The organism is Kurthia sp. ISK08, assembly GCF_046159805.1.
GTDB classification, from domain to species: domain Bacteria; phylum Bacillota; class Bacilli; order Bacillales_A; family Planococcaceae; genus Kurthia; species Kurthia gibsonii.
Genome location: NZ_JBJXHL010000005.1, coordinates 43859 through 56253 on the forward strand (window position 1 = coordinate 43859; position 12395 = coordinate 56253).

Annotated in this window: 12 protein-coding genes; 11 read left to right on the forward strand and 1 reads right to left on the reverse strand. The window is 35.4% G+C overall.

The features are described 5' to 3' along the window. Positions 1 to 7: 7 nt before the first annotated feature. Both ACKVQX_RS10315 and ACKVQX_RS10320 read left to right on the forward strand, forming a co-directional pair. Positions 8 to 1090 carry an FAD-dependent monooxygenase gene (locus tag ACKVQX_RS10315; protein WP_409136283.1) on the forward strand — a complete coding sequence of 361 codons (1083 nt, stop codon included), beginning with the start codon at positions 8 to 10 and terminating at the stop codon, positions 1088 to 1090. Between the two features lie 13 nt (positions 1091 to 1103). Beyond that, positions 1104 to 1667 carry a 5' nucleotidase, NT5C type gene (locus ACKVQX_RS10320; protein WP_409136284.1) on the forward strand — a complete coding sequence of 188 codons (564 nt, stop codon included), beginning with the start codon at positions 1104 to 1106 and terminating at the stop codon, positions 1665 to 1667. A gap of 433 nt (positions 1668 to 2100) precedes the next feature. Here the strand turns inward: ACKVQX_RS10320 and ACKVQX_RS10325 are convergent, their stop codons facing one another. Next, positions 2101 to 3597 carry a catalase gene (locus ACKVQX_RS10325; RefSeq protein WP_068456511.1) on the reverse strand — a complete coding sequence of 499 codons (1497 nt, stop codon included), beginning with the start codon at positions 3595 to 3597 and terminating at the stop codon, positions 2101 to 2103. A gap of 399 nt (positions 3598 to 3996) precedes the next feature. Here ACKVQX_RS10325 and ACKVQX_RS10330 point away from each other — a divergent pair, with 399 nt between their 5' ends. The 9 genes from ACKVQX_RS10330 to ACKVQX_RS10370 all read left to right on the forward strand — a co-directional run bounded on the left by ACKVQX_RS10330 (position 3997) and on the right by ACKVQX_RS10370 (position 12384). After that, positions 3997 to 5055: a nitric oxide synthase oxygenase gene (locus ACKVQX_RS10330; protein WP_068456508.1), complete on the forward strand. Its 1059-nt coding sequence runs from the start codon at positions 3997 to 3999 to the stop codon at positions 5053 to 5055. Between the two features lie 20 nt (positions 5056 to 5075). Continuing rightward, entirely contained in the window at positions 5076 to 5543 is a 468-nt protein-coding gene (locus ACKVQX_RS10335) for a DinB family protein (RefSeq protein ID WP_325943494.1), read from the forward strand. Between the two features lie 202 nt (positions 5544 to 5745). After that, a complete protein-coding gene (locus tag ACKVQX_RS10340) occupies positions 5746 to 6942 on the forward strand; it encodes a M20 family metallopeptidase (RefSeq protein ID WP_409136285.1) in 1197 nt (398 codons plus the stop codon). Then, a complete protein-coding gene (locus ACKVQX_RS10345; RefSeq protein WP_068456499.1) occupies positions 6929 to 7741 on the forward strand; it encodes a VOC family protein in 813 nt (270 codons plus the stop codon). The genes ACKVQX_RS10340 and ACKVQX_RS10345 overlap by 14 nt, the downstream gene beginning before the upstream one ends. Positions 7742 to 7781: 40 nt before the next feature. Continuing rightward, the gene (locus ACKVQX_RS10350) at positions 7782 to 8756 is read left to right on the forward strand and encodes an aliphatic sulfonate ABC transporter substrate-binding protein (protein WP_409136286.1); all 975 of its coding nucleotides are present in this window, start codon (positions 7782 to 7784) and stop codon (positions 8754 to 8756) included. A 12-nt stretch (positions 8757 to 8768) separates the two neighbouring features. Beyond that, on the forward strand, positions 8769 to 9527 hold the full coding sequence (locus ACKVQX_RS10355) for an ABC transporter permease subunit (protein ID WP_068456494.1): 759 nt from the start codon (positions 8769 to 8771) through the stop codon (positions 9525 to 9527). A 15-nt stretch (positions 9528 to 9542) separates the two neighbouring features. Then, positions 9543 to 10304, forward strand: coding sequence for an ATP-binding cassette domain-containing protein (locus ACKVQX_RS10360; protein ID WP_087680956.1), 762 nt, complete (start codon positions 9543 to 9545; stop codon positions 10302 to 10304). A 137-nt stretch (positions 10305 to 10441) separates the two neighbouring features. Then, positions 10442 to 11614: an MDR family MFS transporter gene (locus tag ACKVQX_RS10365; protein WP_409136287.1), complete on the forward strand. Its 1173-nt coding sequence runs from the start codon at positions 10442 to 10444 to the stop codon at positions 11612 to 11614. A gap of 212 nt (positions 11615 to 11826) precedes the next feature. After that, positions 11827 to 12384, forward strand: a complete 558-nt coding sequence (locus ACKVQX_RS10370; protein ID WP_068456475.1) for a C39 family peptidase — start codon at positions 11827 to 11829, stop codon at positions 12382 to 12384. Positions 12385 to 12395: the final 11 nt, after the last annotated feature.

Sequence of the window (12395 nt, forward strand, 5' to 3'; positions counted from 1 at the left end):
ACAACGAATGTATAAAGAAGTAGATATAAGTATTGTAGGCGGTGGCCCTGGTGGGATGTTACTCGCCTACTTACTTGCGAAAAAAGGGATTCATGTACTCTTATTAGAGCGTACAAATGAATTAGCGCGTGCCTTTCGTGGTGAACATATTAATGAAGATGGTGAAGCAATTTTAAAGTCATATGGACTTTATGAAGCTGTTGAAAAACGTGGTTTATTAAAGATGGAAGCGGTAGAGTATTGGCAAAAAGGTGAGAAAATTAAAACGATTTTACCTGATGCATCTGTAGGGCATTTAGGTATTCATATGCCACAAGCACATCTACTTGAAGCGATTTTAGAGCAAGCAGAGGCTTATCCAACATTTGAATATCAGCTCAATACACGCGTAACAGAATTACTGCAAAATGAAGAAGGACGTTATATTGGTGTGAAAGCAAGACAAGGTGATATGGAACTGACGGTCATGAGTCATTTAGTAATTGGAGCGGATGGACGCTATTCAACTGTACGAAAAAAAGCACAGCTTCATCTGACAATTCGTAAACATGGTTTTGATTTATTGTGGGCGCGTATTCCGGCTCCAACAAATTATGAACCCGTTATAAAAATGGCTCTTGTTGACGGTATGCAAATTTCGCTATTTGCGCAAACGAATGGTTATGTACAAATCGGATGGCATATCGAAGAAGGTAGTTACGGGGAACTAAGAAAACAACCGTTTGAACCATTTATTACGAAGTTAGTAGAGGCTTTTCCAGATTTACGTGAAGCAGTACAGTTCCATATACAGTCTTGGCAGGATTTTGTCGTGCTTGACGTATTTAGTAGTCAAACAGAGTGTTGGGGAGTAGAAGGGCTCGCTCTAATGGGGGATGCTGCACATACGATGACACCAACAGGCGCATATGGTCTAAATGAAGCATTAAAGGACGCTGTGGCATTAGCTGAGTTGATTGATGAACAAACAATTCAACGACTTGAGTTACTTACATGTGAGCGTCAACGCAAGGATGAAGTAACAAAATTACAGGCGCTACAAAGAGAGAAAGAACAACAATTTGCAGCGCAGTTTTTAGTACATGTATAAAGGGGGAAGTTCGATGCGATTTGGTTTTGATATTGACGATACATTAATTGATTTACGTCGACATGCCTTTTATTTATATGAAGAAAAGTTAGGGCGAAAAGCTTCGATTGAAGCGTTTGAGCAATTGAAAACCGTAGCGATTCATTCTTTATTTGATTTAACGAATGAAGAAGGTAAGAAGATGTGGCAAGATACAATGGAAGACATCTATTTCACAAACTGTCCCTCTTTTGATATGGCAAAAGAAGTAGTGAATGGTTTAGTAGCTGCCGGGCATGAAGTATTTTATGTGACAGCACGTCCAAAACACTATTGTGAAAAAACACGTGAATGGATGAAGGCGCAAGGATTTCCGGTAGTAGATACCAGGTTCTTCTGTGGTATGGAAGACCACGAAAAGATTGATACAATTCGTAATCTACATCTCGACTACTATATTGATGATAAACCAGCTGTACTCGATACATTAGTTGGCATTGATACAATGTTATTAATTAAAGATCAATCATATAATCAAGATGCGACGCGTTATCCACGTTTATATCAGTGGAATGAATTTAAAGATTTGGTGAAATAGCAAAAAGTGCTTTAGCATAGGAAAATGCTAAAGCACTTTTTATTTATTAATAAATTGTACGGAACTCGATTTCATCGCTATGTTTTCTAAATAACTCCTCAATGGTTATACCATTAATTTTGGCTATTTGCACAAATTGATGGTTATCATGTGTATAATCGCATATTGCTTCTGAATCTACGATTAATGATCGGCCCTCTTGGAAATTTGAAATGAACTATTCTTTATTCTTATAAGTAAATTCAATTTCATGACCGATTTCAAGCAATTGCATGAGTGTCTCAAATGTGGCGTTTTCTAAATGATTATATGGTGTTTCGCTCAATTCATTTCACCCCGTAAAAATTTGTTTCCATTATTTTATTATTTAAAATAAATAATCCAATAGAAAAAGAGAGCTTGAACATTAATCCAAGCTCTCTTTTTAACTTTATTAGAAGTATTTAATCTCTTTATTCAAGTCGATTTTTGAAATATCCATACCCAATGCTTTGGCTACACCTTCACCGTAAGCAGGGTCTGCTTTGTAGCAGTGGATAATATGGCGTTCTTTGATGAAATCTTCAACAGGAGCCATATCTTCAGCAGTATTATTGAATAATTGTTGTTTTTGATCGTCATTCATCAGACGGAATAACTTACCTGGTTGCTCGAAGTAGTTATCATCATCTTCACGGAAGTCATAAATATCTGCTGGTCCATCTAATTCAAGTGCAGGGTCTTTATATTCTGGTTGTGGATGTAACGCACCATAGCTGTTAGGGAAGTATGTGATTGCAGAGCCACGATTACCATCTGCACGACCTTGACCATCACGGTGATACACCATGAATGGGCATTTTGGTGTATTAACAGGGATTTGGTGATGGTTTACACCTAAACGATAACGTGCTGCATCTTGATACCCGAATAAACGAGCTTGTAACATACGGTCAGGTGAGAATGAGATACCTGGTACAACATTTGATGGTGCAAATGCTGCTTGTTCTACATCCGCAAAGTAGTTTTCAGGGTTACGATTTAATTCGAATTCTCCAACCTCAATTAATGGATAGTCTGCTTTATACCAAACTTTTGTTAAGTCGAATGGATTGTCAGGATGATTACGCGCTTGTTCTTCAGTCATCACTTGGATGTACATTTTCCATTTCGGGAAATCACCTTTTTCAATCGCGTTAAATAAGTCACGTTGAGATGATTCACGGTCTTGTCCTACTACTTCAGCAGCCTCTGCATTTGTGTAGTTTTCAATTCCTTGTTGTGTGCGGAAATGGAATTTTACATACACACGTTCATTATCTGCATTAATCATTGAATACGTATGAGAACCGAAACCATGCATGTTACGGTAACCTTTTGGAATACCACGGTCAGACATAACAATTGTTACTTGGTGTAATGCTTCAGGTAACATTGTCCAGAAATCCCAGTTGGAATTCGCATTTTTCATATTCGTTTTTGGATCACGTTTAACAACGTGGTTTAAATCTGGGAAGTGAAGTGGATCACGGAAGAAGAATACAGGTGTATTGTTTCCGACCATATCCCAATTCCCTTCTTCAGTATAGAATTTCAAAGCGAAACCGCGAATATCACGTTCAGCATCTGCTGCACCACGTTCACCAGCTACTGTTGAGAAGCGAGCGAACATCTCTGTTTGCTTACCTACTTCTGAGAAAATTTTTGCTTTTGTATATTTTGTAATATCATTTGTTACAGTAAATGTACCGAATGCACCAGAACCTTTTGCATGCATTCGGCGCTCAGGAATTACTTCACGATTGAAGTTTGCTAATTTTTCAATTAAAAATACATCTTGTAAAAGAATGGGACCGCGTTTACCAGCAGTCATACTGTTTGAGTGACTTACAACAGGTGTACCTGTCGCAGTTGTTAAGCGTTGATGGTCTGTATTTTTGTTTTCTGTCATAAAATAATACCTCCTGAAAATTTATAAGATTTCTACAGCGAACTGTAGACAATAACAAGCTATAAATATACTGTAACATACATTATAATTAAAAGTAAATAATAATCATTCTATTTAAGGAATTCCTATAAATAAAACATCACTTCGAGTAGTATTCCCTATTTACAACATAAATAAACATTTATTTAAAAGAAAAATGTGTTTTTGCGAATTATAATATAAGTAGTTTTGTAAATGATTTATTTATCATTCTCAATTAAATGAGAAAAAAGATGTAATTGAAAATATGAACAAATGTTTACAAGTATTTAAAGTACATCTTTCGAATTAGTTAAATTAGTCTTTTATCTCACAGTAGATTATTTTATGATAGGTAAAGTATGAAATGAGGTGTTCTATATGTTGGAAAAAGCACGTGCTTTTATAAAACAATTCGGAAAAGAAATGAAGAAACCAATTGAGCAACGCTTAAAAGAGATAGAAGAAGAAATTATAAGCACAGGTACATATACTCATACAGAAGAAGAACTAGTTTATGGCGCAAAAGTTGCGTGGCGCAACAGCAATAAGTGTATTGGTCGCTTATTTTGGAATAGTCTACATGTGTTCGATCATAGACGTTTAGAAGATGAAGAAGAGATTTTTGAAGCACTAGTCGAGCATATTCGCTATGCAACAAATGGTGGGAAAATTCGTCCAACGATTTCTATTTTTGCACCTGGACGTGTGCGTATTTGGAACGATCAATTAATTCGATATGCAGGTTATGAAAAAGACGGACAGGTGATTGGTGATACGGTATCACTTGATGTAACTAAAAAATTTCATGAACTGGGCTTTCCTATGGGAGATCAGCCATATGATATTCTACCACTTGTTATTCAAGTGGACGATAGACCTCCTAAAATGTTCTCGATTCCGAAAGATGCTATTTTAGAAGTTCCAATCACACATAGTCAGTATCCTAAAGTAGAACAAATTGGTATGCGCTGGTATGCAGTTCCGATTATTTCAAATATGGGGTATGAAGTTGGTGGTATTACATATGAAGCGGCGCCATTTAATGGTTGGTATATGGGTACGGAGATTGGCGCGCGTAATTTAGCAGATGAAGATCGTTATAACTTTTTACCACAAGTAGCAGAAGCGATTGGTATTGAAGCCAAAAGAGCGCATACGCTATGGAAAGATCGCGCGCTAGTTGAGTTGAATTATGCAGTGCTAGAATCTTATAAACAAGCGGGTGTGAGCATTGTTGATCACCACACAGCAGCACAGCAGTTTCAATTATTTGAACAACAAGAAGAAAAAGAAGGGCGTGATGTGACAGGGAACTGGACATGGCTAATTCCACCTTTGTCACCTGCAACTACACACATCTTTCATCGTCCTTATAATAATACAAAAAAATCACCAAACTATATCTATCAACAGAAGCCATTTCACCTAGAAAAATAGTTTTCGAAAGGAACAGAAACATGATTTACAGTAAAGAACGAATTATTACTTTGATGCGTGGGAGTATTCAAAGAGTAATTCGTTATATTGATTTATCAGATAATCTACTACGCATACCGATGGAAGTAGATAAGTGGAGTATATTTGAAACAATAGGTCATCTAACTGCTTGGGACCAGTTTATTTTGAAAAAACGATTACCTCATTTAATTCAAGGTATTCCAGTCTCTCCTATTTATAATATTGATGTACACATTGAAAAGTATATGAAGGATATTTGTCAAATTCCAACATATGAAATATTACGTTATTTTATTCAAGTAAGAAAAATGTTAATTACACAGATTATGCAGATTTCTGATAAAAGCTGGTGCAGAGTTGTGAAAATCGGTCAAAAAGAACAAACGATGGCGCAATACTTTCAACAATTAATTGAGCACGACGAAAAATATTTTCGACAAATTGATAGATATTTAGGAAAGCATTAAGAGAAATTCAGAGAAATCATTGTAAACAGATGGTTTCTCTTTTTAGTATTATAAAAGTATCCTTTTATTTTAAATTAAGAAAAATAAATCATTTTATAAAATTTGGATAAAAAGGTTGTTTTTATTTATTCTTTATATTATGATACGAATTATATTAAAACCTAGTAAATTGATAAGTATAATAATGAAAAGGGGATTTCATATGAATGAATCGATTCGAAAAGTGCAATTTCAGCTTGAAGAGCAGTTACCAGAAGTAATTGAGTGGAGAAGGTATTTACATCAGCATCCTGAATTATCTTTTCAAGAGAAAAAAACATCACAATTTATACTAAATGAATTAAAAAAGTTACCTTTAGATATAAAAGAAAATATAGGTGGTCATGGTATTGTCGCTACATTAAGAGGGAAGTCAGTTGGACCAGTCGTTGCGTTTCGAGCTGATTTTGATGCATTACCGATTCAAGATTTAAAAGATGTAGCATATAAATCAAAAAATGACGGTATTTCGCACGCTTGTGGACATGATGGACATAGTGCTGCTCTCTTAGGATTTGCAAAAGTACTTTCTAAATTTAAAGAACAGCTACATGGCGCAATCGTATTTATTTTTCAACCGGCAGAAGAATTACCACCAGGCGGTGCGAAATTTATGATTGAAGAAGGAGCACTTGAAGATGTAGATGTCATTTTTGGTGCACACCTTGATACTTCTGAACCTACGGGAACTATTTCAATTGGAGCAGGCTATCAAATGGCTGCAGTTGATCGGTTTAAGATTACATTACAGGGACTAGGAGGTCACGGTGCAAGACCACATGAAACAAAAGATGCAATTGTACTCGGTTCTAAAATAATTAGTGACTTGCAGCAAATTGTATCGAGAAGAATTGATCCTTTCTCACCAGCGGTTGTTACTGTGGGGATTTTTCAGTCAGGGAGTGCATTTAATATTATTGCAGATTCTGCTGTAATCGAAGGTACAGTACGCACAATGACAAATGATGTACGCACCAAAATCCAAGAAGAGATTGAGTTAATTGTGTCAAAAGCAGCTGAAGGAGCGCATGCAACATACGATTTAAAATACATAAATGGTTATCCAGCACTGTATAATCATCCAGTAGAATCTGAATTAGTTACACAACTTGCTTCAGATTTACAAGTAAAGGCGCTTCAACCAGTTATGGGAGCTGAAGATTTTTCTTATTATTTATTAGAAAGACCAGGAACATACTTTAGAGTAGGTGCTCACAATGAGCAGGAGAGTACACAATTTTCGCATCATCACCCTAAATTCGACTTTGATGAAAAAGCATTACTAAATATGCAACAAACATTTTTAAAAATTGCAGCACATTATGTACTAAAGGAGGAAGAAGTTCATGCCGAAATTTGAATTTGACCATGTTGTACACTTTTTGAATCAACCAGAAGCGTTTATCCATGAACTAAATAAACAAAATATTCATGCAGTTGAAGGAGGAAGACATGAAGGGCGAGGAACGTATAATGCATTAAGCTATTTTGATTTAAGTTACATTGAATATCTTGGTGCATATGACGAAGAACTTGTACGTAAGAGTAATCCAGCACATCATAGTATGATAGAAACAATTATTGAGCAAGATTTTGAAGAAAGTCTTGTAAGATTCGCAATTCGTACGGATGATATTCAAAAAGCAGCTGCACGTTTTAAAGAAGCAGGTCTAACTGTTACAGGACCAGATGCAATGTTTCGAAAAAGACCAGATGGTAGCGAAATTCACTGGCAATTACTCTATATAGGTGAAGAAAATAATAAGTTACCACTTCCTTTTATTATTCAATGGAATCAATCAGATGAGGAACGCCGTAATGAACAAATTCAGCAGGGAGTAATTGGTCAGCAACTACCGAATACAGCATTAGAAGGTGTCGTATTTGTAGTGGAAAATGCAGAAGAAACAGCTAAACGCTGGGGTGGTTATTTCAAACAACAAGTTGGTAAAACATATGTAGACCAGACACTTCAAGCCAAGATTGTAACGATTCCTCTAAATGGAGGAGAATTGTATTTCGCAGAACCTGTAGGTGAAGGTGTCATTAAAAATACATTGCTAACAAAAGGTGAAGTACCTTTTCAAATTAACTTAAAAGGATTTAATGAAGAAAAATTATTTGAAGCACATAATGGCCGTTATTTATTAAAAAAGTAGATATTAAAACCAAGTAATTTTATAAGAAAAGAGGATTTTTATGAAGAAAACAAAATTAACTTTATTAACAGTCATTACACTCGTATTACTTGTTCTCACAGCATGTGGTTCAAAATCTAAAGATACGGATGCTGCAGCAGATAGCGATAAAGTTGTGAAAATAGGTTATCAAAAGGGTAATACAATTAACATTTTAAAAGAGAGTGGCTATTTAGAAAAGAACTTGAAAGAGAAAGGTTACAAAGTAGAATGGCGTGAATTTTCACATGGTGGAACTTTACTAGAAGGGTTATTCACAGGGAATATCGATTTTGGTCATGCTGCTGATGGTTCAGGTATTACAGCGCAAGCAGGTAACAAACCTTTCGCATATGTAGGAGCAGATAAACCAAATCCAGAAGGTATTGGATTACTGGTTTTAAAAGATTCAGGCATTAAGAATATTAAAGAATTAAAAGGTAAAAAAGTGGGTGTATTAAAAGGTGGAAATCATCACTATCTAGCAATGTTAGCAGTGGAAGATGCTGGGTTAAAAGTCGATGATATTGAATGGGTTTATCTACAAGATGCTTCTCAATTAAGAACAGCTTTTGAAACGAAAGCAATTGATGCGCTTGGCACGTATGATCCTTTCTTTGCAGGAGCTGAAACAGATTTAGAGACTGTTAATTTAACAGAAGGAAAAGACTATGACTATCCGAATCGTACATTCTATTATGCAAACGAAAAATTTAATCAACAACATCCAGAATTAGTTGAAGTGATTTTAGATTCGATTGCTGAATCAGATGAGTGGGCAAATAAAAATAAGCCTGAAGTTGTTAAGTTAGTTTCAAAAGCTTTAGGAATTAATGAAAAAGTGATTGAGCGTGCGATTGATCGTCGTACTTATGGTTTAGATCGTTTAGATGAAAAAATTATTAAAACACAACAGGCGCAAGCAGACTACTACACAAAAGTAGGGTTAATTCCACAAAAAATTAATGTTTCTGAACGTGTCAAAGATACCAAATAAGGAGTGAGACAAATGAAAGAAAAGAAGTGGAGTTTTATACCTTGGCTAATCCCTATCGCATTTGTTGGGGCATGGCAATTAGTAACACAGTTTCAAATTGTCTCGACACAACTGGTTCCTGCTCCTTTAACAGTACTGAAAAGCTTTTATCAATTAGTTATTTCAGGAGACTTACTGTATCACTTAGAAGGAAGTCTTGGTAGAGCATTTATCGGTTTACTGATTGGTGGGGGAATTGGCTTTATTTTAGGTATTACCAATGGACTTTCAAAATTTTCCTTTCTTTTTACAGATACGTCTTTGCAAATGATTCGAAATGTACCGAATCTAGCACTTGTACCACTTGTTATTATTTGGTTTGGTATTGATGAAGGAGCAAAAATTTTCTTGGTAGCTATTGGTGTGATGTTCCCAATCTATATTAATACATTACATGGTATCCGAAATATTGATCCTGGTTATATTGAGATGGGAAGAATGTATGGACTAAAAGGCTTTAAATTATTTAAAGAGATATTACTGCCAGGTGCATTACCATCTATTTTCGTTGGTCTACGTTATTCATTAGGTGTGATGTGGATGACATTGATTGTAGCTGAAACAATTGCAACGACAAGAGGAGTTGGCTATCTAGCAACAACAGCTCAACAATTTATGCAATCAGATATAATCATTATTACGATTATTTTATATGCGTTATTTGGTAAATTAGCAGATTTATTAGCAAGATTTGGCGAAAAAAAAGCTTTGCGTTGGCATAAGGCTTATTAAAAAGGAGGAAGGTACATGGTCGTCACAGCTCGTCCAATAACACCTGTTAAATCAAAAAGTGGTGTAGAAATCACATTACAACAAGTCGTGAAAAAATTTGGTGAAAAAAACGTCTTAAAAGAAATTTCTCTCACAATTGAAAGAGGCGAATTTCTAGTAATTGTCGGTAAAAGTGGTAGTGGTAAAAGTACATTATTACGTTTAACAGCTGGATTGGATCAACCTAGTTCTGGCACAATTCAATTTGATGGCCTATCTCCTAAAGAAGCAAAAACGAATGTTCGAATGATGTATCAAGATTCGCGTTTATTACCTTGGAAAAAAGTAATTCAAAATGTAGGGATTGGCTTAGCAGGAGATTGGGAAACAAAAGCAGCGCATACATTAGAACAAGTAGGTTTAAGTGATTTCAAAGATCAATGGCCTTCTAATCTTTCAGGTGGTCAACAACAGCGTGTGGCATTAGCGCGAGCTTTAGTAAATAACCCAGACTTATTATTGTTTGATGAACCGTTAAGTGCACTAGATGCATTAACACGTTTAGATATGCAAAATTTAATTGAACAATTATGGTTAGAAAAAGGCTTTACAGCAATGTTGGTGACACATGATGTACAAGAAGCTGTGAAATTAGGCGATCGCATTATTCTCATAGAAGATGGTGTTGTTGCATTAGATATTCGTAACGATGCTAAAAGACCACGTGGTTTTGATGATGAACAATTAACAAAGCTAGAAAAACAAATTTTAGCACGTATTATGCAAAATCATGAATAAATGAAAAGTCCGATAAGTAGGTAATATTCTGCTTCGGACTTTTTATTTTCACGTAAAAATATTTTGTCAGTCGAAATAATGATAGATTTTCATTTTATTCCTTTATATACTATTGAAATAATAGAGGAGGGGATATTTTGAAAGTCATACAATATTTTCACCCCGTCGTTTGGAATATCTTATTAGGAACAATCTTCACCCGTATCGCAAGTTTTATGACAATTCCATTTCTTGCGCTTTACTTACATAGTGAGTTACATGCAGAACCTGTGACAATTGGTATAATCATCGGTCTTGCGCCATTACTTGCAACGGTTGGAGGTTTTTTTGGAGGTTATTTAACCGATCGATTTGGTCGAAAACTTATTATTTTATTATCTGTTTTTTGCTGGACACTTATTTTTTTAGGCTTTGCACTTTCAACATCCATTGTGGTTTTTGGATTTTTGAGTGCGTTGAACGGACTTTGTCGTTCATTTTTTGAACCTGCAACACAGGCATTGATGGTGGATTATACGACGCCTGAAAAACGTCGTCGTTTATTCTCCGTTCGTTATACAGCGATTAATATCGCAGCAGTAATCGGGCCATCAGTTGGTGTATGGTTAGCAGCGCTATCCAACCCACAAATTCCATTCATTATTACAGCGATTATGTACGCGTTGTATGGTTTAGCACTAGTATTTATTTTGAAGAAATATGCGACACAAGCCGTAATCAAAGCAACAAAAAGTATTACAGCTGTATTCCAAGTGGTTTTCACCGACCGAAAATTATTATTATTACTTGCAGGAGACATTCTAGTTTCTGTTGGCTATTCTCAATTCGATTCGACACTTCCACAGTTTGTCAATGCGACATTAGATGATGGTGTAAAACTGTATTCTGTACTAATTGCTGTTAATGCGATTGCGGTACTTATTTTGCAGTTACCACTTAGTGTGATTAGCGAACGAATTTCAACGATTCGAACATTGATTTTAGGGATTGTATTTTTTGCGATCGGTTTTGTATTATTTAATATTTCAGAGAGCTGGACGATGTTTATTATTGCGATGATTCTCTTTACAATTGGTGAAATTTTCGCATTCCCGATGATGAATGCAGTCATTGAGGAGATTGCGCCAGAGGACCGGAAAGCGACGTATCTCGGTGCGTCACAGCTTAAAAATCTCGGTAGTTTTATGGGGCCTGTTCTTGGAGGGTGGTTATTAATTCAATTCCAAGTGGGGGTATTTCATATTATTGCGGTGATTACGCTGTGTAGTATTCCATTTTTTTATTGGACGTTTGCTAAAAAAGAAGCATAAATATAAAAAGGCTAGGAGCTATGTATATTTCATACATAAATCCTAGCTTTTTTTATTGTTTGTAGAAGGGAGGAGGAACTTATCACAGCGAAAAAAATCGTTTTAAAATTTTATCACGCGCAAACACGATTTATCGTAAATGTGAGTGCTGCGACCGCGTTCGCGATCTCTACTTTAAGATGTGCGTGTATGATGCGGAGCATGGAAAGTTTTTGGTTGGCACGATTTACCTTTGCAAAAATTGTGGTGTTGCTGCTGGAATATCCGCTTTAAGTTTTCATAAAACAAAAATAAATTCAAAAGAGAAGTTGCCTACTCAGGAACACTTCGGTAATACAATTGGTACCTTACCAAATAAAGGCGGAACATCTTCTACTTATCTTACATCAGGACTAAATAAATATAAAACTGCTTTAAAATTTAAAGATACTCCTTACATCATGGGAAATGTATCACAATTTTCAAAACCTGAAGATAAAATTGCATCACGTATAACATCTACATTAAGTAGTAACTCTACTGCACCGATATTATTGACTAGAACTTACAAATTAAATAAAAAATATACTAAAAACTATAGACATTATGTTACTGTAAGTGGATATAAGACTAAAGATAAAAAAGTACGTTTAATAGATCCTAATCATCATACAGAATTTACTGGAGGCAAAGCTTATTGGACAGATTTAGGTAGCAAAACTAAAAATGGTGTTACAAAGTCTGTGTATAATGCCGATGTTGAAGGCAATAATGCCGTAATGATTTGGTAATTGGAGTGGAC